Genomic DNA, 23,206 nt, shown 5'->3' on the forward strand with positions numbered 1-23,206 from the left:
AAACAAACTTACTAAATTAAATTTTTTGAATTCAGATAAATACAACCATAATTAAAGTTAGTTCATCTTAAAATTCTAGATGATTCTTTCAGAAAATATATTGATTAAAACGTCATCATACAATAATTTGCACAATGACGTTTCCTAAAAACTACTTTCCCTTTTCAATTATTTCATTGCATACAAACGTTTGTTATTTGTATCTGGTGTAATGTGTTGTAATTCTCCATAAGGTTTAATTAAAGGCTTTAATACTACCAAACCAGTTGTTTTTCCTTTAATAATTAATGTGCTGTTTTTCATAGAGTAAGACCATCTAAATTTATCAATAGGAATATTTAATTGTTCAACTTCAAAATAAATTACTTCTTGTTGCTCAATAAAATCCATAATTTCTTCTTGATTTTCAAAAGTTGGTACTTCTTCATCAGAATTATGATAGTCTAGTTCAAACTTTAAAGGAATATTAAAATGTGTTGCGTATGCTTCTCCAATAAATCTTTCTTCATCATTACTTAAGGCCTCTAACCAGTTAATATCTTTTTCTTCAGGATATTTTCTAGCAATTTCTTTTGATAGATCTACTTTACCTGGTGAATTAGCTGTTGGATAAAAAACGTAATGTGGTTTTGCTAAATAATGTTTACTAAAATCTCCATTAAAAATTGAATAATAAGGTGAAGCTACCACATTTGGTAATTCGTCTGCAAAAAAGGCATCTTTAAAAACTTTCATTAATGCTGCATTTTCACCTAAACCATTTGCATGAAAAATAATTTTAGAATTTGCATTTACACTTTCTTGTAAAATTGGTAATGTGCCTTTTGTAATATGCATTCTTAAAGATTCTGCAGTCACTTTTTCACCTTTAATCACTGTTTCTAAAGACATTCCTTTAAAAGGATTGCTCTTGTTTACAATATGGATTTCTCCATAAGGTTTTTCGTTTTTGTTATTATTTAACCAGTTAATAATCTCTTCTATAGAATATTGATCTTCTATAATTTGATAGTTTTTTTCTTTAAAAAAAGATCTTGCATTGTTGTAATAGGTTTCATCTCCTTTATCATAACCAGTAATAAAAACCAAAGGATTTCTGGTAACTACTTCTTCTTTTACAGTATAATCTATAGTGTTTTCTGCAATTAATGTTGATGTTTCATTTTTTACTACAGATGATGTTTTATCACAATTTACAAAAAGACTTGATGTTAAAATAAAGGCTGTTGCGAATACTGATGTTTTAAATATTGAGTTCATAATTTCTATGTTTTAGTGTTAATACACAGTAAAAGTAGTGGAGAAGTTTACTTAAATTTTGGCTGTTTTAGAATTCGTGATTGGTGAACTAGAATTCGTAATTATTTGAATTTAACTTTTATAAAAATTGTATTAAAACATAATTTCTTAAATTTAAAACCTAATCAAACAAAACCATTATGAAATGCTTAATTAACCTATTCATTCTCTTTTTAACTTTTACCCTTTTTTCTCAAAACAATGAAGTTTATTTCACATTAAAACCAACCTTAACTCCAGATGGAAGTGCCGTTATTTATAGTTATCAAGGAGATTTATGGAAAGTTTCTTCTAATGGAGGAGATGCTTTTAGATTAACAGCAATGGATGGAACAGAAACAGATCCAAGTGTTTCTCCTGATGGAAAATGGTTGGCTTTTTCTAGTAATCAATATGGGAATTATGATGTTTATACTATGCCTTTAAATGGAGGGGAAATTAAACAGCTTACTTTTCATCAAAGTAATGATAAAGTTACTTCTTGGAATTGGGATAGTAAAACCATTAATTTTACTTCTAACAGATTTAATAGAATTACCAATTTCACGATTTCTATTGATGGTGAAACTCCAAAAAGAACTTTTCCTCATTATTTTAATACCATTCACAATGTAGTACAACACCCAAAAACTCATGATATTTATTTTAACGAATCTTGGGAAAGTTCAAACTTTGCAAATAGAAAAAGGTATAAAGGTGATTATAACCCAGATATAAAATCTTATAATATTAAAACCAAAAAATTCACCAAACATACTTCTTACAGAGGTAAAGATTTTGGAGTTACAATAGATAAAAAAGGAACTATTTATTTTAAATCTGATGAATATAAAGGCGAATACAATCTTTACCAATTAGAAAACGGAACTAAAAAAAGGCTTACAAATTTCTCTACATCTATTATGTGGCCCAAAGTTAGCGCAAATGGAAGTAAAATTGTTTTTAGAAAAGATTATCAAATTTATGTGTATGATGTTGCAAAAAAAACTTTTAAAAAACTAAATATCAACATCAATAAAAATTCTACAGTTGCTAAAAATCAATCTTATAATGTTAAGGGGAATATCACTTATTTTGATGTTTCTTCAGATGGAAAAAAGATGGCTTTTGTATCTAGAGGAAAATTATTTGTTTCTGATGTAAAAGGGAAATTTATAAAAGAAATTGATACTAAAAAAGAGGAAGCAGTTCAAGAAGTAAAATGGTTAAAAGACAATAAAACGCTTCTATACTCAAGGTCTTATAATGGGTATTACAATTGGTTTTCTGTTGATGTTACAAATACATCAAGCAAAAAACAAATCACAAAAAATAAGATGAATAACAGGCAAATTACTTTTAATAGTGATTTAACAAAAGGTGTTTATTTATCAGGTAGAAATGAAATTCATATTATAGATTTAAAGACTTTTAAAAGTGAATTGGTTGTAAAAGATGAACTTTGGGGATTCTATAACTCAAATCCTTATTTTTCTCCAGATGATAAATACATCATTTATAATGCCTACAGAGATTTTGAAGCAGATATTTTAGTGTACAATATTACATCAAAAAAGACAATAAATTTAACAAATACAAAGGTTTCAGAATCAGAACCAGCTTGGTCTTCAGACGGAAAATATATTTATTTTACATCAGAAAGAACTTCTCCGAATTTTCCTAGTGGAGGAAATGGAGAATCTAAAGTGTATCAAATGGCTTTAGATAAGTTCGATAAACCTTTTAAAATGAATAAGGTAAATGAACTTTTTGCAAAAAAGGATACTGCAAAAAAGGATAAAAAGAAACCAGAAATTAAGGTTGATATAAATTCGAATGGGTTAATGGATCGTTTAACAAGGATTAGCCCAAGATTTGGAAATCAAAGAAATATTTCAATAATTAATTCTGGTGATAAAACTGATATACTTTACATTTCTAATCACGATGAAGGGACTAGTAAATTATGGAAAACAACGATTGCGCCTTTTGAGAATAATAAAACTGTAAAATTGGGTGATACACGTATTTTTGGTTATCAATATGTATCAGTAAAAAAGAATCACTATATTTTGGCAAGTGGTAAAATTCATACTTTAAACTTAACTACCAATAAATTAAAAGCAATTGCTATAGATACTAAGTTTAATAAATCTTTATCTGATGAGTTTGAGCAAATGTATTTTGAAGCTTGGGCAGGAATGGAAGAAAATTTTTATGATGAGAATTTTCACGGTCAAAACTGGCAAAAATTAAGAGATAGCTATGCAAAATATTTACCCTTTGTTTCTGAAAGAGCAGATTTAAGATTAATTTTTAATGATATGTTAGGCGAATTAAATACATCGCATTTTGGTTTTAATTCTTATGGAGCTGAAGAAAAAATATATTATGGAACTAGAACTTTAGCTACAGGTATTGTCTTTAATAATGATAATCCTTATAAAGTAGATAGAATTGTTGCAGAAAGCCCAGTTGATGTAAAAAATAAAGGAATAAATAAAGGTGATGTTTTAATTGCTGTAAATGGAGTAGAAGTTGATGTAAAGAAAAACAGAGAGTCTTATTTTACAAACCCAGAAAATAAAGATGAAATTCAATTAACATTTTCTAGAAATAAAACTAATTTTGATGTTTACATTCACACCACTAGCTACCTTAGTGTAAGAAACTTAATTTATGATGAATGGCAAGATGAAAATCAAGAGTATGTAGATCAAAAAACAAATAATGAAATTGCTTATGTGCATATGAAAAATATGACTGGTGGAGAACTGACAAAATTTTACCACGATTTAATGAGTGATGAAGCGTATAAAAAAGGATTGATTTTAGATTTAAGATACAATACTGGAGGAAATGTACACGATGCAGTTTTAAACTTTTTACAACAAAAACAATACTTAAACTGGAAATATAGAGAAGGTAAATTAACAAGTCAGTCTAATTTTAGTTATGGAAATAAACCAATTGTTTTGCTGATCAATGAGCAATCTCTTTCTGATGCAGAAATGACAGCTGCTGGTTTTAAAGAATTAGGTTTGGGTACAATTGTAGGTACAGAAACGTATAGATGGATTATTTTTACTTCAGGAAAATCTTTAGTAGATGGCTCATCTTACAGATTACCTTCTTGGGGTTGTTACACTTTAGATGGTAAAGATTTAGAATTAAATGGTGTTGCACCTGATGTTTATATAGGTAAAGATTTTAAAGATAGATTAGATAAAAATACACCTCAATTAGATAAAGCCATTGAGATTATTATGCAAAAAATAAAGTAAAATTATAATTACAGGTATTCATTTTCAGACCTCACATGTTTTAAAAACCTGTGAGGTCTTTTTGTACATCTAAAAACTCAACTTTTCTGCCAAATAAGGAGCAGTATAAGAGGATTTGTTTTTTGCTAAATCTTCTGGAGTTCCTTGAAAAATAAGGTTTCCACCATTTTTACCACCATCTAAACCTAAATCTATAATGTAATCTGCGCATTTAATAAGTTCGATATTGTGTTCAATTACAACTACAGAATGCCCACGTTCAATTAAAGCATTAAAAGAGGCTAATAATTTTTTAATATCGTGAAAATGTAAGCCAGTGGTTGGTTCATCAAAAATGAATAAAGCTTTGTCTTTGGTATTACCTTTTACTAAAAATGAAGCCAATTTAATTCTCTGAGCTTCACCACCAGAAAGTGTAGAAGAGGATTGACCTAAAGTAACATAACCTAAACCAACATCTTGCAAAGGTTTTAGCTTATTGGCAATTTTAGGTACTAAATTTTCTGAGAAAAAAGCGACAGCATCATCAATAGTTAAATTTAAAATATCATCTATAGATTTGTTATCAAACTTAACTTCTAAAACCTCTTTTTTAAAACGTTTTCCATTGCAAACATCGCATTCTAAATGCACATCTGCCATAAATTGCATTTCTATGGTAACTTCACCTTCGCCTTTACAAACTTCACAACGTCCACCTTCTACATTAAAAGAGAAATGTTTGGGTTTGTAATTTCTGATGTTTGATAATTTTTGATTCGAAAATAAAGCTCTAATATCGTCATAAGCCTTAATATAAGTAACAGGATTTGAACGTGAAGAACGCCCAATAGGATTTTGATCAATAAATTCTACGTGTTTTAGTATATCAAAACTGCCTTTAATTTCAGTATGTTGCCCAATTTTATCTCCAAAACCAGAAATCTGTTTTTGCATTGATGGATATAGAATTTTCTTTACCAATGTACTTTTTCCAGATCCAGAAACTCCTGTAATAACAGACAAACAATTTAAAGGAATAGTAACGTCTATATTTTGTAAATTATGTTCTCTTGCACCAATAATTTGAATGTTATTTTTTGATGTTCTTCGTTTATTAGGAACCTCAATTTTCAACTCTTCATTTAAATATTTTGCAGTTAACGAATCCGATTTTAAAATTTCTTTAAATGTACCTTCTGCAACTACATTACCACCAAAGGTTCCTGCTTCTGGGCCAATATCTATAATATAATCAGCCTCTTTCATAATATCTTCATCATGTTCTACCACAACAACTGTATTTCCTAAATCTCGTAGGTTTTTTAAAACTCCAATTAATCTCTCTGTGTCTTTTGGATGCAAACCAATACTTGGTTCATCTAAAATATACATAGAACCTACCAAAGAACTACCTAGAGAAGTTGCCAAATTTATACGTTGACTCTCACCACCAGAAAGTGTATTCGAAGTTCTGTTGATGGTTAAATACGAAAGACCAACATCTGTTAAAAACTGTAATCGATTATTTATTTCTGTTAATAATCGTTTTCCTATTTTCTCTTGATATTTGTCTAGTTTTAAGTTTTTGAAAAACACAGCTAATTCATCTAATGGCAATGAAACCAAATCTGAAATAGTTTTTTCATTGATTTTTACATAATCTGCTTCTTTTCGTAAACGCTTACCATTACAAGTAGTACATTTTGTTTTACCACGATAACGTGATAACATTACTCTATTCTGAATTTTATAGCTTTTTTCTTCTAAAACTGAAAAGAAATGATGAATTCCATTAAAAGATTTGTTACCATTCCAAACTAACTCTTTTTGTTTTTCTGATAATTCAAACCAAGGTTTATGAATAGGAATATCAAACTGATATGCCACTGAAATCAATTCTTCTTTGTAGTGAATATAAGAAGGCGTTCTAAAAGGAAAAATGGCATCTTCAAAAATAGATAAACCCGTATTTGGTATTACTAGATCTTCATCAATACCAATTACATTTCCATAACCTTCGCAAGTTGGGCAAGCTCCATAAGGATTGTTAAAACTAAATAAATGCGTATTTGGTTCTAAAAAAGACATTCCATCTAAATCGAACTTATTGCTAAATTCAGAAACTTTGTTGTCTGTTAAGTTTTCTATAAAACAGATTCCTTTACCTTCAAAAAAAGCAGTTTGTATAGCATCTGCTAATCTGTTGTAAAAATCTTCATCATTTTTTGTTACAATTCTATCAACAACTAAAAAAATAGCTTCTTTTTTATAATCCTCTTGAGGAAAATCTGATATTCGATACACAGAATCATTCCATTTTAATCTGGCATAACCTTGTTGTTCTAAAACCTGCAAAACCGTTTTTAAATCGCGGTTTTCATCAATAGTAATAGGAGCAAGGAGTAATAATTTTGTGAGTTCTTCAAATTCTTTTACAAAATTGACAACATCAGAAACTGTGTCTTTTTTTACTTCTTTACCAGAAATAGGAGAGTAGGTTTTACCAATTCTGGCATATAATAATTTTATATAATCGTAAATTTCTGTAGATGTACCTACTGTAGATCTTGGATTTGTAGAATTTACTTTTTGCTCAATAGCAATTGCAGGTGCAATACCTTTTATATAATCTACTTTTGGTTTGTGCAGTTTGCCTAAAAATTGACGTGCGTAAGAAGATAAACTTTCTACATAACGTCTTTGGCCTTCTGCATACAATGTATCAAAAGCCAATGAAGATTTACCAGAACCAGATAAACCCGTAATTACAACTAGTTTATTTCTTGGTATAACAACATCAATATTTTTTAAATTATGGAGTTTAGCTCCTTTTATGATTATGTTTTCTTTCGGATTTACAGTAGAAATATCAGTATTCATTCAATATAAATATAAGGTATAAAAATACCATAATTTTAAAGGACATAAAAAAAAGATTAATGCCAAATTTGTTAAAAAGTTTGATGGATTAAAAATAAAAGTTATATTTGAAGACTTAATATTCACAAAATTAGACGCATATAGTTAAAAACTACTTTTAAAATTATTAGTTAGAATAATAAAATTGAAGAACAACTTGTTCATCAAAAAAGTAGTTATGATGCAAAAAAAAACAATTTCAGATAGTACTTTAGTAAGTGATTATATTAGAGGAAATGAATCAGCTTTAGGTGTTTTAATCAAAAGACATCAACAAAGGCTTTTTAGCTTTATTTATAGTAAGGTTAAGGATAAAGACATTACAGAAGATGTTTTTCAAGATACTTTTATTAAAGTAATAAGAACCTTAAAAAAAGGTAATTATAACGAAGAAGGTAAGTTTTTACCTTGGGTTATGCGTATTGCGCATAATTTAGTGATTGATTATTTTAGAAAATCAAACAGAATGCCTGCTTTTAATACTACAGATGAATTTGATATTTTTTCTGTTTTAGGTGATGGGAATCTAAATGCAGAAAAACAAATTATACAAGAACAGATTTATGCTGATGTTAGAGAGCTCGTAAATGAGTTACCAGACGAACAAAAAGAAGTTTTGGTAATGCGAATGTATAAAGACATGAGTTTTAAAGAAATAAGTGAAAATACAGGAGTGAGCATTAACACAGCATTAGGTAGAATGCGTTATGCGCTTATAAATATGCGTAAATTAATAGAAAAAAATAAAATTATTTTAGTAAACTAACAATAAAGAGAATTTTGTGTCGTTACTTATTTATAACCAAGTTATTAAATAGTATATATGATGCAACTTTACTCAAGAAAGTCGTCTGAAATTCAGATGCAACCTAAACAAGAAACAGTTCAATTTTTGATTAATTTTTCCAAATCGCTAACTATTGTAAAAACCAAATCAAAAGGCTTCATTGAATTGAATTTGAATTAAGAGTGGAAAAAGCTTCAACTAATGTTGAGGCTTTTTTTAATGCCTAAATTTTATATCAACTAAAATTTACATTATATCAGCAAAAAAATACTTCTATTTTCAACGAAATTTGTGATATGGAAAATATATTAGTAGCAGGTGCCAATGGTACCACAGGAAAAAAAATAGTAAATTTATTAGAATCATCACAGTATTTTAATCCAGTTGCTATGGTTCGTAAAGAGGAACAAAAAAAGCAATTTATAGAAAGAAATATACAAACAGTATTGGCAGATTTAGAAGGCGATGTTTCTCATACAGTTAAAAATATTGATAAAGTTATTTTTGCTGCAGGTTCTGGAGGTAAAAAAGTTAAAGAAGTTGATGAAAATGGGGCTAAGAAATTAATAAAAGAATCTGAGAAAGAGAATGTTAAAAAGTTTGTAATGTTAAGTTCTATGGGTGCAGATAACCCAAAAGGTACAGATGATTTACAAGAGTATTTAGAAGCGAAGCATAATGCTGATGAGTTTTTAAAGAAAAGTAATTTAACCTATTCAATTGTTAGGCCAGGTTCTTTAACAAATGATAAAGGTTCTGGAAAAATTGAATTAAAACATAAACTAAACAAGCAAGGAGAAATTAGTAGAGACGATGTTGCACAAACTTTAGTGAGAGTTTTACACGATACTGCAGAAGTAGACGATACTTTCGAAATTATTAAAGGAAATACTTTAATTGGTAAAGCTATACCTCATTAATAGCCCCTTTAATTCCCAAAAGGGGAAAATACTCTTCTTTTTACACAAAACAACCTTAAAATTCCAATGGAAATTTTAAGGTTGTTTTGTGTAAAATAATCTGTGTTTTGTTTATAAATAACATTTTTCTCTGTGAATCTCTGTGTAATTATTTCCACAAAAATCTGTGTAAATCTGTGAAGTCCGTGTCAAAATATTTAGAGAAATTAGTGTAATATATGTTTATTTTTTTGCTTTATAGTAATCGTCTAAAACTGTTTTTCTACCAATTGTTTTTGTAATAATGTCTTTATCTAAATTCCAACCACGAGCAGGAGAATACTCACGACCATACCAAATAATTTGCAAATGTAAATCGTTCCATAACTCTCTTGGAAACAAACGTTTTGCATCTTTTTCAGTTTGATTTACATTTTTTCCGTTTGTTAAATTCCATCTGTACATTAATCTGTGAATATGTGTATCAACAGGAAAAGCAGGTACACCAAAAGCCTGACTCATAACTACACTTGCTGTTTTGTGCCCTACAGCTGGTAATTCTTCCAAACCTTCAAAAGATTCAGGAACTTCTCCATTATATTTTTCAATCAATATTTTTGATAAACCATAAATTCCTTTGGATTTCATTGGTGATAATCCACAAGGACGAATAATTTCCTTAATTTCATCCACAGACATTTTAATCATATCAAAAGGATTATCAGCTTTAGCGAACAACAAAGGCGTTATTTTATTTACTCTAACATCTGTACATTGTGCAGATAACAAAACAGCAACCAAAAGTGTATAAGGATCTTTATGATCTAAAGGAATTGGTATTTCTGGATAAAATTCTTGAAGTGTATCAATTACAAATTGAACTTTTTCTTGTTTGGTCATTTTTTTGAGTTACAAAGTATAATAGTACCAAAGGTACAAAGTAATAATTGAAACCTTATTTTTAAGACTTTAAAATACTTTGTTACTTTGTATCTTTGGGACTTAAATAAAAACAAAATGACATCATTAAAAATAGGAGATAAAGCTCCACAATTTGAAGCAAAAGATAATGCAGGTAACACAATTAAATTATCAGATTATTCAGGTAAAAAATTAGTATTATTCTTTTATCCAAAGGCAAGTACACCTGGTTGTACAAACGAAGCTTGTGATTTAAGAGACAATTATCAAACTTTTTTAGCTAAAGGTTATGATGTTTTAGGTGTAAGTGCAGATTCTGCAAAAAGACAGCAAAATTTTATCAATAAAAATGAATTACCTTTTCCTTTATTAGCAGACGAAGATAAAGCTGTTATAGAAGCTTTTAATGTTTGGGGACCAAAGAAATTTATGGGTAGAGAATATGATGGTATTCATAGAACTACTTTTATTATTGATGAAAATGGAGTTATTGAAGATGTAATTACTAAAGTAAAAACTAAAGCTCATACAGAACAAATTTTGAGTTAGAACGTAAATAATAGTTTTTTTTCATTAAAAAATACCTAGAAGTAGGTATTGTTTATAATTATTTATTTGTTAATATTTGAAGTTAAATTTCAATTTATACAAATTTATTAACTATAAACTATTAATAATGAAAATAAAATTACTTTTTATTATAGTATTCTTGTTTTTGAGTAATCATCTTATTTCTCAAAATGTTTTAATTACAGATACAAATTTTGAACAATCCTTAATAGATTTAGGATGGGATACTGATGGATTAAATGGTTCTCTATTAGAGAGTGATGCTGTTCTTATAGACAGTTTAGATATTCAAGACCCATTAAACAATACCAAATTACCAAATGTTACCGCTAAAATTAAAAGTTTAGAAGGTATAGAGGCTATGGTTAATTTGGTTTCTTTAGAAGCAGGAGTTAATGAACTTTCTTCAGTAGATTTATCAAAAAATGAACTTTTAAGTAATTTGTTTTTAAACGATAATTTATTAACAAGTATTGATGTTTCTAAGAATTTAGCATTAAAACGATTTGGGTTTATGAGAAATCAAATTACTGAAATAGATGTATCTATGTTGGTTAATTTGGTAGATTTATTTGTATTTGAAAATCTAATAACAAGTTTAGATATTACAAATAACAAAGAATTAGAATGGCTGTATGCAATTAATAATCAGTTATCAACAATAAATTTATCGAATAACACAAAACTAAAAAGAATAGACATCTATAATAATTTACTAACAACTATAGATGTTTCTATGTTAGTAGATTTAGAAGATTTAAGGGTAGCTAATAATCAATTATCGCATTTAGATATTTCTAATAACAGTAAATTATTTGCGTTTAATGCAAATAGTAATGATTTAGAAGTGTTAAATGTTAAGAATGGTAATAATTCTAATTTCACCTATTTTGATGCTACCAATAATACAGATTTAACTTGTATTCAGGTTGATGATGTTGCTTTTTCTAATACAAATTGGACAAGTAAAGATTCACAATCTATTTTTAATACAGATTGTGCTATCCCTGCAACTGTAAATTTTACTGATTATAATATGAAAACTGCTTTAGTTGCAGATAATACTATAAATACAAATGGAGATACAGAAATTCAGGTTACAGAAGCAGAAGCTGTAACTGGCAATATAACTTTAGAGTCTTTAAATATTGATAGTTTAACTGGTATAGAGGCTTTTAAAAATGTATCAGCTTTAATTGTTAGAAATAATAACTTAACTTCTGTGGATTTATCTAACAATACTAAACTGAACTTTTTAAGTATAGATAACAATCAACTAACAGCCTTAGATATTTCATCTTTAATAAGTTTAGAAACGCTGTATGCAGGTATAAATCAAATATCTGAAATAGATGTAACTAATAATTTAGCATTAAAAAAGTTATGGTTAAATATAAATAACATCAGTACTTTAGATATTTCTAAAAATACCAATTTAGAAGAATTAGAATTAGATTGGAACTATAATTTAGCTGCCATAGACCTATCTAATAATTTAAATTTATATAGAATCCATTTATGGAAAACTGCAATTTCTACTTTAGATGTAACTCATTTAGACAATTTAGAAAGGTTGTATGTTTCTGAAACTAATTTATCAACCATAGATATTTCTAAAAATTTAAAATTATACGATTTTAGATCAAATGGTAACCCAACAATACCAACTTATGACTTTTCTAATAATACTGAATTAACTAGAATCGATTTAACCAATTGTAATGTAGACAATGTAGATGTTTCTAAAAACATAAAACTAACACAACTTTTATTAGGTCAAAATAACCTAACAACTGTAGATATTTCTAAAAACACCTTATTAGAAGAATTGTATTTAAATAATAATAAATTAGATACTATAGATGTTTCTACACACCCAAATTTACATGCTTTTACTTGTAATGATAATTTATTAACAGCTCTAAATATTAAAAATGGGAACAATATAAACTTTACTAATTTTGATGCTACAAACAATCCTGATTTAACTTGTATTCAGGTTGATGATGTTGATTTTTCTAATACAAACTGGACTAATATAGATGAACAATCTTTTTTTACTACAGATTGTTCTTCTCCTTATGTAGCAATTCCAGATACCAATTTTGAACAAAATTTAATAGATTTAGGCTGGGATACTAATGGACTAAATGGAAATATCCTTTTATCTGAAGCACAGGCAATTGATAGCTTAAAATTATCAAAAACTGTAGACGCTATAGATAAAATAACAAATTTAACAGGTATTGAAGCAATGTCTAATTTAGTGTCTATTGAGGCTGCTTATAATGAAATTACTTCTGTAGATTTATCTCAAAATACATCACTTACCAATTTGTTTTTAAATGATAACCAATTAACTACAATAGATGTTTCTAATAATACTGCTTTAGTACGTTTTGGAATTATGCGAAATCAGTTTACAGCTGTAGATGTTTCAATGCTATTAAATTTAAAAGATTTATTTGTACATGAAAATCAGTTAACGAGTTTAGATTTATCAAATAACACAGAGTTAAATTGGTTATATGCTTCAGATAATCAGTTGTCTAGTATTGATTTGTCAACAAATACAAAATTAGTAAGAATAGATATTTACAATAATTTATTACCAAGTATAGATGTAAGTTTGTTGCCAGATTTAAGCGATTTTAGAACTGCAAATAATAAATTAACAGATTTAGATGTTTCTAATAATATCAATTTACTTTCCTTTAGTTGTAATGATAATCTACTAACATCATTAAATGTAAAAAATGGTAATAATAGCAATTCAACATATTTTGATGCTTCAAATAATCCAAATTTAACTTGTATTCAGGTTGATGATGTTGCCTATTCAACAACAAACTGGACTCAAAAAGACGCTCAAACCATTTTTAAAACAGATTGTAATGAGGCAGTAGTTTACATACCAGATGTTAATATGAAAGCAGCTTTATTGGCTGATACTTTTATAAATACAAATGGAGATAATGAAATTCAAGTATCTGAAGCAGAAGCAATACATCAAGATATTGATAAAGGAGAAAGTTTAAATATATCTGACTTAACAGGAATTGAAGCTTTTATAAATATTACAGGTCTAGATGTTAGTAATAATAATTTAACAACTGTAGATTTATCAAAAAACACAAAACTTACTTGGTTAAGTATAGACGAAAATAGTTTAACAAATCTAGATTTATCTAATAATACAGTATTACAGACTATAAATATAAGTAACAATAATTTATCAAGTTTAGATGTTTCTATGCTTACTAACTTAGAAAATTTATTTGCTTATGATAATAAAATTGCTTCTATTGATGTATCAAAAAATATTAATTTAAAGAAAATTTGGTTAAATATAAACGAGTTAACAGTTATAGATTTAGCCACAAATACTAATTTAGAAGAATTACAATTAGACTGGAATTTTAATTTATCAGCAATAGATTTTTCAAATAATTTAGAATTAAATAGAATCCATTTGTGGCAAACTGCAATAACAACAATAGATGTTAGTATGTTGCCAAAACTACAAAGATTATATGTTTCTGATACTCAAATAACAACTTTAGACATTACCAATAATCCTAAATTATATGATATTAGATTAGGAGAAACAGATATAACAAGTTTAGATGTTTCTAAAAATGTTTTATTAGAAAGAATAGATGTCTTTAAAACAAAAATTACGTCTTTAGATATTTCTAAAAATACAAGTTTAACAAGCTTGTTGATGAACGAAAACGAATTTACAAGTATCAATTTATCTAAAAACGTACTTTTAACTGAATTAGTTGCCAACGACAATAAAATTGTAAATATTGATATAAATAAAAATACAAATTTAGAAACCTTAATTATCAATAATAACCTTTTAGAAAGAGCTGTTTTAAGAAACGGAAATAACACAGCAATTACAAATTTTGATATTACAGGAAACGAAAATTTAACGTGTATTTCTGTTGATAATGTTACTTATGCTAATGATAATTGGTTAAATAAAGATACAACAGCAACTTATAGCACAGATTGTGATTCTGTTTGGGAAGTGTATACAGAAGACACTAATTTAGAAAGCTCATTAAATTCCATTGCTGGTTTAGATGATGATGGAGATGGAGTTATTACTTATGAAGAAGCACAATCATTTACTGGTGATTTAGATTTAAGTGGACAAAATATTACTGATGCTACAGGTTTAGAAGCATTTTCTAACGCTGCTAGTATAAATATTTCTGGGAATAGTATTACAGATATTAGTAGTTTATTAACTAGCCCAACAGTTGTAGTTAGTTCTAGAATTACAGGAGAAAAAAGAACATTTTCTAGAAATTCTAACGGAATTAAAAAATTAAATGTTGCTAATAATTTAATAGAAGAAATAGACATTACAGAAATTACAAGTATCACAGAGCTTATTGTTTCTAATAATAGATTAACTTATTTAAATCTTAATAATAATTCAAATTCTAGCATTATTACTTTGGATGCAACAGGGAATCCTAATTTAAGTTGTATTCAAGTTGATGATATATTGGATGCAGAAGGAAATACAAACTGGAAAAAAGACAGCACAGCTAGTTATAATACTTATTGTCCTAAAACAGTTTTATCAACAGAAAACTTTTTAAAAGAAAATATTGCTATCTACCCAAATCCAGCAAGTACAAATTTTGAAGTTTCATTAACTAATGGTTTAACCTTAAAATCTATTGAAATTTATAATTTAGTAGGTAAAAGTATCATAAAAACAAAGAGTAATCTAGTTGATATTAATACTTTATCAAAAGGGATATACTTTGTGAAAATAAATACAGATCAAGGTTTTATTAATACTAAATTGATAAAAGAATAAGTAATTGTAAAGCACAAAAAAAGAGGAAAACATTACGTTTTCCTCTTTTTTTTATGATATAAATTTAATCTTTTATAACTGAATAGATAATCCAACAATAATTTGATTTACTCTTGTATCGTATTCTACGTTTCCTAAATTACCTACAAAAGAAGATTCTACATCAGAGAAACCTCTTTCCCAACGAACATCAATACCTAATTTACCAAATTCAATTCCACCACCAAATTGTAAACCAACAGTAAATCCATCAGCATCTACATTTTTAATGTCTTCAATTCCAAAATCAGAATCTAAAATATATTGAAAAGAAGGACCAATAAAAACATTACCAATTCCAAAAATCTTTTTTCCTAACAAAACAGGAATATCAATTTTTTGAAAAGTGTGTGTAGTAGTTTTCCCAGCTTGTGTGTAATAAACTTCATTTTCTAAGTTGGTATACACCAATTCTGGTCTAATATAAAAACCAACAATAGGTAATTTGGCACGTAACCAAATACCTGCATGATAACCAGTTTTGCTTTTAGCTCCGTTAAAAACATCTGTACTAGTTTCTTTAATAGAGTTTGAGTTGTAGTTTACACCACCTTTAACACCAAATTGAATTTGAGCGTTAGAAGTTTGGCTTAATCCGAAAGCCAATAACATGAATACGATTACTTTTTTCATAATTTTTAATTTTAGTTTATATAAAGACGCTTTTAAAAACAAAAACGTTATTATTTTCTAGAAATTACTTTTTTAACAGCTTTAATTACAGCAGCTGCATCTAAACCATATTTTGCCATTAATTGATCTGGAGTACCAGATTCACCAAAAGTATCATCAGTTGCAACAAATTCTTGTGGAGTAGGGGTGTTTAATGCTAAAGTTCTAGCAACACTTTCTCCTAAACCTCCTAATTTGTTATGTTCTTCTGCTGTAACTATACAACCAGTTTTTGCAACAGATTTTAAGATAATTTCTTCGTCTAAAGGTTTTATAGTGTGTATGTTAATTACATCTACAGAAATACCTTCAGCTTCTAATTGTTCTGCAGCTTGTAAAGATTCCCAAACTAAATGACCAGTTGCAACAATAGTTACATCTGTACCTTCTGTTAACTGAATTCCTTTACCAATTACAAACTCACCTTCTGGCATAAAAATTGGCACTTTTGGTCTACCAAAACGTAAATAAACAGGTCCATCAAAATCTGCAATTGCAATAGTAGCAGCTTTTGTTTGGTTATAATCACAAGGATTAATAACTGTCATTCCAGGTAACATTTTCATTAAACCAATATCTTCTAAAATTTGGTGTGTTGCTCCATCTTCACCTAAAGTTACACCTGCGTGAGAAGCACAAATTTTTACATTCTTATTTGAATAAGCAATAGATTGACGAATTTGATCGTACACACGACCTGTAGAAAAGTTTGCAAAAGTACCTGTAAAAGGAATTTTACCTCCAATAGTCATCCCTGCAGCAATACCCATCATATTTGCTTCTGCAATACCAATTTGAAAAAACCTTTCTGGGTTTTCTTTAATAAAGTCAGCCATTTTTAAAGAACCCACTAAATCAGCACATAAAGCAACTACGTTTGGGTTTGTTCTACCTAATTCTGTTAAACCATCACCAAAACCAGAACGTGTATCTTTTTTTTCTGTGTACGTATATTTTTTCATTGTAATAATTGTATTGTAAAATTTTGCGTAAAAATAAACTTTTATTTTTCTTTAGAGAAGAAAATAGACTTTAGAATAAAGACTTTTAAAAATATTTTTTAATGAAAATTAATAATCTATCATTAAAACGAGATATTAATTTACAATTTCATAAATTCTTGGTAAAGTTTATGAATTGGTAAGCCAACTACATTAAAATAACTGCCTTCCATTTTATCAATAGCAATAAAACCAATCCATTCTTGAATGCCATAAGCACCAGCTTTATCAAAAGGTTTGTAATTTTTAATGTAATAATTAATTTCTTCGTCAGAAAGTTCTTTAAAAGAAACCGTAGTTACATCATTTATAATCTTTTGAAAATGAATGTTTTTTATACTGATAGAAGTAATTACTTGGTGTTTTTTACCAGATAATTTTCTAAGCATTTTAAATGCATCTGCTGCATTTTTTGGTTTACCAAGAGCTTCATTATTTAGCCAAACAATGGTATCAGAAGTAATTAATACATCTTTTTCTGATAAATTTGTAAATGCTTTTGCTTTTAAATCAGCTAAATAATCAGTAATTTCTGTTCCTTTTAGATTATCAGGATAAATTTCATCTACTTTTTTTACATCAATTGTAAAATCGATGTCTAAATCTTTAAAGAATTGCTGTCTTCTTGGTGAGCCAGAAGCAAGAATTATATTGTAGTTTTTTAATTTTTCTTTAAGCATTAAAGCTTTTCTTTATTCTTGATAAATCTCGTTTGTTATCTCTATCTTTAATAACATTTCGTTTATCATGTGTTTGTTTTCCTTTGGCTAAAGCAATTTCTAATTTTGCAAAACCTCTATCGTTGATAAACAATTTTAAAGGAACAATTGTGTTTCCTTTGGCTTCAACATCTTTTTTTAAGCTTCGTAATTCGCGCTTATTTAAGAGTAATCTGCGTTCGCTTTTTGGGTTATGATTAAAATGATGGCCATACATATATTCTTGTATGTACATATTTATGATAAACAATTCTCCTCTATCATTAAATTCGCAAAAACTCTCTGTAATTCTTGCCTGACTTAATCTTATCGATTTTATTTCTGTACCTGTTAATTGAATTCCAGCTACATATTTATCAAGAATTTCGAATTCGAAACGCGCTTTTTTATTTTGTATGTTTATTTTTTTCTGCACTATTACAGTTAAATTTTAAATTTATACAAAGATACATTTTTACTTTGGTCAAAGAAATGTAATTTTGATGTCTATTTATAGACCAAATGAAACAAAACTTAATGAAATATTGTATTCTTTTTATATTGATAATTACAGTTTCTTGTAAACCCACTGAAAAAAAATTAACAGCGCAAGAAATTATTGATAAAACCATTTTATATTCAGGTGCAGATTTAGTAGCAAATTCTGAAATTAATTTCATTTTTAGAGATAAAGAATATAATGCCATTAGAAATAACGGAAAATTTAGTTTATCAAGAAAATTTGATATGATTACTGATGAATTGAACAATGATGGTTTTATTAGAACTATTGATGGTAATATTGCAGAAATAGATTCAGCAACAATAAGAGTACAAAGTAATGCTGTAAATTCGGTGCATTATTTTTCGGTTTTGCCTTTTGGTTTAAATGATAAAGCTGTTCATAAAAAAATGTTAGCATCATCAACCATAAAAAATAAAGACTATTATAAAATAGAAATTACTTTTTCTGAAAATGGAGGAGGAGAAGACTTTGAAGATGTTTTTATTTATTGGATTGGAAAAGATGATTTTTTGGTAGATTATTTGGCATATTCGTATCACACAAATGGAGGTGGAAAACGTTTTAGGGTTTTAAAAGAACAATGTACCAAAAATGGAGTTCGTTTTGTAGATTACCACAATTACAAACCTTTAGACAATAAAATTACTTTAATTAATATTGATAAAGCTTTCGAAAACAATCAATTAAAAAAGGTTTCAGAAATTGTTTTAAAAGATATTGAAGTTAAGCTTTTTGAGTAAAAAGGATATTAAGCAATTTTTTAGAAGCTATTTCCTGCTTTTCGCACTCGCTTTTTTTAGTTGTGTTCTCGATACAAATTTGCAGAAAAAGCAAATTTACTCGAATCTACAACTAAAAAAGAGCTCAGACAAATGCTTCAATCAGGGCTAAACTTGTTTGCAACCCTAGTTTGTTTTAATTTACTTTTATAATTTGTTTGGTTTTTTCATTACCTTTTACAGTAACTTTATAAAGACTTCCATTATCATTATCATCCATGTTTTGATAAACTTCTTCACCTAAAATTTTATTAGCAAAACTAGGAGTTGTATTGCTGTGCCCAACAACTAAAACAGTTTTTCCATGAGTTTCTACCTGAAAAATAGAATCAAACAAAAAACTAGGATCGTAATATTTTATGTCTAATTCTTTTGTTTTTGCAGTTGGAGTAGCAGTTTCTACAGTTCTAAAATATTTAGTAGAATATACTGCATCTAGTTTAATATCAGCAAAATAATTAGACCATTTTTGAGCTCTTTTTTCGCCTTCAAAATTTAAATGCGGATTTGCATTCATCATATTTGTTCTATCTTTTTCTGAATGACGAATTAAATAATAAGTTGTGGTATCATTAGAAGAACAAGATGTTAAAAAGCTTATTGCAACTACAAAAAGCAAGAAATAATTTTTCATTAAGTTTAGTTTTAAAACGAATATAGTTAAAAAAGAAAAAGCGGTGTTTTTTAAAACACCACTTTTTCTGAACTCCCCTTAATTTATAATCATTTTTGATAGGATTAAAGCAATCTCAATTTTAATAATTTTACTTTAAACTTAATTGTATAATTAATGTTCTACCAAATCAGATTGATTTCTAAATACCAACTCATCATCAAAAGCATCTAATAAAATAATACTATCTGTAGTAACTTTACCCGATAAAATTTCTTTAGAAAGCTTATTTAAAACTTCTTTCTGAATTACTCTTTTTACAGGTCTTGCACCAAATTCTGGTTGATAACCTTTTTTAGCTAAATATGCAATTGCTTCATCAGTAGCATCTAAGGTAATTTCTTGTTTGCCAATCATTTTCTTTAAATGTTCTATTTGTAATTTTACAATTTCAAATATATCAGATTGATTTAAAGGTGTAAACATAATTACATCATCAATTCTGTTTAAAAATTCTGGTCTTACAGATTGTTTTAATAAGCCTAGAACTTCAATTTTAGCTAATTCTGTTACAGCTTCTAAATCCGCTTTTGGATCTGCAAACTTCTCCTGAATTATATGGCTTCCCATATTAGAAGTCATTATAATAATAGTGTTTTTAAAATCTGCAATTCTACCTTTATTGTCTGTTAACCTACCTTCATCTAAAACTTGTAACAAAATATTAAATGTGTCTGGATGCGCTTTTTCTATTTCATCTAAAAGCACCACAGAATAAGGTCTTCTTCTTACAGCTTCTGTTAATTGTCCTCCTTCATCATAACCAACGTATCCTGGAGGCGCTCCAACTAATCTGCTTACAGAATGGCGTTCTTGATATTCACTCATATCAATTCTTGTCATTGCATTTTCATCATCAAACAAGTATTCTGCTAACGCTTTTGCCAATTCTGTTTTACCAACACCTGTTGTTCCTAAAAATAAGAAACTACCTATTGGTTTATTTGGGTTTTGTAAACCAGCTCTAGATCTTCTTACAGCATCAGAAACTGCTACTATTGCTTCTTCTTGTCCAACAACTCTTTTATGTAATTGATTTTCTAAAAACAATAATTTTTCACGTTCAGATTGTATCATTTTTGTAACAGGTATTCCTGTCCATTTTGCTACAACTTCTGCAATATCATCTAATGTAACTTCTTCTTTAATTAAAGATTTTTCAGACTGATTTTCTTGTAAGTTATTCTGCAAAAATTCTAAATCTTCTTGTGCTTTTTTAATTTTTCCATAACGCAATTCTGCAACTAAACCATAATTACCTTCACGTTCTGCTTTTTCAGCTTCAATTTTAAAGTTCTCAATATTAATTTTTGCATTCTGAATGTTATCTACAACTTCTTTTTCAGATTTCCATTTTGCATTAATTTCATTACGTTCTTCTTTAATATTTGCCAAATCAGAACGTAAAGATTTTAACTTTACTTCATCTTTTTCACGTTTAATAGCTTCAATTTCAATCTCTAATTGCATTATTTTACGATCTAAAACGTCCAATTCTTCTGGTTTAGAGTTGATTTCCATTCGTAATTTAGAAGCAGCTTCGTCCATTAAATCAATAGCTTTATCTGGTAAAAAACGGTTGGTAATATATCTTTGCGATAATTCTACAGCCCCAATGATTGCTTCGTCTTTAATACGCACTTTATGATGCGTTTCATACTTTTCTTTAATACCTCTTAAAATAGAAATTGCACTTTCTGTATCTGGTTCATCAACTAAAACCTTTTGAAAACGACGTTCAAGAGCTTTATCTTTTTCAAAATATTTTTGATATTCATCTAGTGTAGTGGCTCCAATTGCACGTAATTCTCCACGAGCCAAAGCAGGTTTTAAAATATTTGCTGCATCCATTGCACCTTGTCCACCTCCAGCACCAACTAAAGTATGAATTTCATCAATAAATAAAACAATATCACCATCAGAAGTAGTCACTTCTTTGATAACTGCTTTTAAACGTTCTTCAAATTCTCCCTTATATTTTGCACCTGCAATTAAAGCACCCATATCTAAAGAAAAAATTAATTTGTCTTTTAGATTTTCAGGTACATCACCATCTACAATTCTGTGTGCTAAACCTTCTGCAATTGCGGTTTTACCTGTTCCTGGCTCACCTACTAAAATCGGATTATTTTTGGTTCTACGTGATAAAATCTGTAATAATCTACGTATTTCTTCATCTCTACCAATAACAGGATCTAATTTTCCGTTTTTTGCTAAATCGTTTAGGTTTTTAGCAAACTTATTTAATGAATTGTAAGTTTCTTCTTGAGATTGAGAGGTTACTCTTTCTCCTTTCCTTAATTCTTCTATAGCCGCCTTTAAATGTTTTTCTGTAACTCCTTGGTCTTTTAAAACTTGAGCAATATTAGATTTTGATTTAAAAATTGCTAAAATTAAATGCTCAATAGAAACATAATCATCTTTCATGTTTTTAGCAATGATAGATGCTTCGTTTAAACTTTTTCCTGCTTCTCTAGAAAGCATTAATTCTGCTCCAGAAACTTTAGGTAAACTTTCTAATTGTTTGTCTAAAATTTGAGTAACAACATCAATATTTATGTTTAATTTTTTCAATAAAAAAGGTAAAACATTTTCATCAACTTGAGTTAAAGCTTTAAAAATGTGTTCGTTTTCTATTTGATTATGACCATAAGTTTGCGCTAGTTGTTGCGCCATTTGTATGGTTTCTTGCGATTTTGTTGTATAATTATTAAAATTCATCTTTTTTCTTTTTAATTAATGTTTTTAAACATTAATGTTATTTTCTTTTTTCAATTGATAATTAACAATTTTAATACCATTGGTTATTTGCATATAATATAAGTCAAAATGTCTGTAAAAACCTAGTAAATACTGACTTTTTGACTGATTAAAGTTTACTATCTTTGTTTAAAATTAGAAAACTATATGGGCATATTCAATAAATTATTTAGTGGAAAAGAAGGTAACGAACCTAAAAAAGAAAAAACAACTTTTTTAAATTGGCTTCCATTAACTTCATTGGAGCAACTAGAGGACATAAAAAAACAATCTGAAACTGAGTCTATACTTATATTTAAGCATTCAACTAGATGTGGTATTAGTAGTATGGTTATTAAACAATTTGAAAAACTATTCACAGAAGATCATAAAAATCTTAAAGTCTATTATTTAGATTTATTAAATTATAGAAATATTTCTGATGAAGTAGGCTATCAATTTCAAGTAATGCATCAATCTCCTCAACTTTTAGTGATTAAAAACGGAGTTTCTGTACACAATGCTTCACATTATGATATTACTTTAATAGATTTATCAAGATTTATCTAACATAAACTTGCATTAAACCTTAT

The 23,206-nt window shown here is 27.8% G+C and carries 16 protein-coding genes; 7 read left to right on the forward strand and 9 right to left on the reverse strand.

The window, feature by feature from the left end; all coding sequences use genetic code 11:
- Window positions 1-168: 168 nt before the first annotated feature.
- Window positions 169-1,260, reverse strand: coding sequence for a hypothetical protein (locus ACJJVK_RS13615; protein ID WP_405566757.1), 1,092 nt, complete (start codon window positions 1,258-1,260; stop codon window positions 169-171).
- A gap of 179 nt (window positions 1,261-1,439) precedes the next feature.
- Here ACJJVK_RS13615 and ACJJVK_RS13620 point away from each other — a divergent pair, with 179 nt between their 5' ends.
- Complete coding sequence (locus ACJJVK_RS13620) at window positions 1,440-4,562, forward strand: S41 family peptidase (protein ID WP_405566760.1); 3,123 nt, start codon at window positions 1,440-1,442, stop codon at window positions 4,560-4,562.
- 69 nt (window positions 4,563-4,631) lie between these two features.
- Here the strand turns inward: ACJJVK_RS13620 and uvrA are convergent, their stop codons facing one another.
- The gene (uvrA, locus tag ACJJVK_RS13625) at window positions 4,632-7,424 is read right to left on the reverse strand and encodes an excinuclease ABC subunit UvrA (RefSeq protein WP_405566761.1); all 2,793 of its coding nucleotides are present in this window, start codon (window positions 7,422-7,424) and stop codon (window positions 4,632-4,634) included.
- Window positions 7,425-7,644: 220 nt separating this feature from the next.
- Here uvrA and ACJJVK_RS13630 point away from each other — a divergent pair, with 220 nt between their 5' ends.
- Complete coding sequence (locus tag ACJJVK_RS13630; protein ID WP_215995688.1) at window positions 7,645-8,229, forward strand: RNA polymerase sigma factor; 585 nt, start codon at window positions 7,645-7,647, stop codon at window positions 8,227-8,229.
- Between the two features lie 317 nt (window positions 8,230-8,546).
- The gene (locus ACJJVK_RS13635) at window positions 8,547-9,170 is read left to right on the forward strand and encodes an SDR family oxidoreductase (protein WP_405566764.1); all 624 of its coding nucleotides are present in this window, start codon (window positions 8,547-8,549) and stop codon (window positions 9,168-9,170) included.
- 222 nt (window positions 9,171-9,392) lie between these two features.
- Here the strand turns inward: ACJJVK_RS13635 and nth are convergent, their stop codons facing one another.
- Entirely contained in the window at window positions 9,393-10,049 is a 657-nt protein-coding gene (nth, locus tag ACJJVK_RS13640; RefSeq protein WP_215995450.1) for an endonuclease III, read from the reverse strand.
- 117 nt (window positions 10,050-10,166) lie between these two features.
- On the opposite strand from nth, the gene bcp reads away from it, so the two are divergent.
- Entirely contained in the window at window positions 10,167-10,619 is a 453-nt protein-coding gene (bcp, locus tag ACJJVK_RS13645) for a thioredoxin-dependent thiol peroxidase (protein WP_405566768.1), read from the forward strand.
- A 127-nt stretch (window positions 10,620-10,746) separates the two neighbouring features.
- Window positions 10,747-15,486: a T9SS type A sorting domain-containing protein gene (locus ACJJVK_RS13650; RefSeq protein WP_405566771.1), complete on the forward strand. Its 4,740-nt coding sequence runs from the start codon at window positions 10,747-10,749 to the stop codon at window positions 15,484-15,486.
- Window positions 15,487-15,558: 72 nt separating this feature from the next.
- Here the strand turns inward: ACJJVK_RS13650 and ACJJVK_RS13655 are convergent, their stop codons facing one another.
- The 4 genes from ACJJVK_RS13655 to smpB form a co-directional block, all read right to left on the reverse strand.
- Window positions 15,559-16,158 carry a porin family protein gene (locus ACJJVK_RS13655; protein ID WP_405566774.1) on the reverse strand — a complete coding sequence of 200 codons (600 nt, stop codon included), beginning with the start codon at window positions 16,156-16,158 and terminating at the stop codon, window positions 15,559-15,561.
- Window positions 16,159-16,208: 50 nt separating this feature from the next.
- Window positions 16,209-17,159, reverse strand: a complete 951-nt coding sequence (locus ACJJVK_RS13660) for a transketolase family protein (RefSeq protein ID WP_215995446.1) — start codon at window positions 17,157-17,159, stop codon at window positions 16,209-16,211.
- A gap of 140 nt (window positions 17,160-17,299) precedes the next feature.
- Window positions 17,300-17,878 (reverse strand): Maf-like protein, encoded by a 579-nt coding sequence (locus tag ACJJVK_RS13665; protein WP_405566778.1) that lies wholly within the window; start codon window positions 17,876-17,878, stop codon window positions 17,300-17,302.
- Entirely contained in the window at window positions 17,871-18,332 is a 462-nt protein-coding gene (smpB, locus tag ACJJVK_RS13670) for an SsrA-binding protein SmpB (protein WP_215995444.1), read from the reverse strand. The genes ACJJVK_RS13665 and smpB overlap by 8 nt, the downstream gene beginning before the upstream one ends.
- A 101-nt stretch (window positions 18,333-18,433) precedes the next feature.
- On the opposite strand from smpB, the gene ACJJVK_RS13675 reads away from it, so the two are divergent.
- Window positions 18,434-19,162, forward strand: coding sequence for a DUF6503 family protein (locus tag ACJJVK_RS13675; protein WP_405566781.1), 729 nt, complete (start codon window positions 18,434-18,436; stop codon window positions 19,160-19,162).
- A gap of 175 nt (window positions 19,163-19,337) precedes the next feature.
- On the opposite strand, the gene ACJJVK_RS13680 is transcribed toward ACJJVK_RS13675, so the two are convergent.
- Together ACJJVK_RS13680 and clpB are read right to left on the reverse strand one after the other, a co-directional pair.
- Window positions 19,338-19,835 (reverse strand): SixA phosphatase family protein, encoded by a 498-nt coding sequence (locus tag ACJJVK_RS13680; RefSeq protein WP_405566783.1) that lies wholly within the window; start codon window positions 19,833-19,835, stop codon window positions 19,338-19,340.
- Window positions 19,836-19,988: 153 nt separating this feature from the next.
- Window positions 19,989-22,595 (reverse strand): ATP-dependent chaperone ClpB, encoded by a 2,607-nt coding sequence (clpB, locus tag ACJJVK_RS13685; protein ID WP_405566786.1) that lies wholly within the window; start codon window positions 22,593-22,595, stop codon window positions 19,989-19,991.
- 186 nt (window positions 22,596-22,781) lie between these two features.
- Here clpB and ytxJ point away from each other — a divergent pair, with 186 nt between their 5' ends.
- Window positions 22,782-23,183 carry a bacillithiol system redox-active protein YtxJ gene (gene ytxJ, locus ACJJVK_RS13690; RefSeq protein ID WP_405566789.1) on the forward strand — a complete coding sequence of 134 codons (402 nt, stop codon included), beginning with the start codon at window positions 22,782-22,784 and terminating at the stop codon, window positions 23,181-23,183.
- The last annotated feature ends 23 nt before the right edge of the window (window positions 23,184-23,206 follow it).

It is taken from the genome of Polaribacter sp. Asnod6-C07 (assembly GCF_045063625.1).
Classification (GTDB): Bacteria; Bacteroidota; Bacteroidia; order Flavobacteriales; family Flavobacteriaceae; genus Polaribacter; species Polaribacter vadi_A.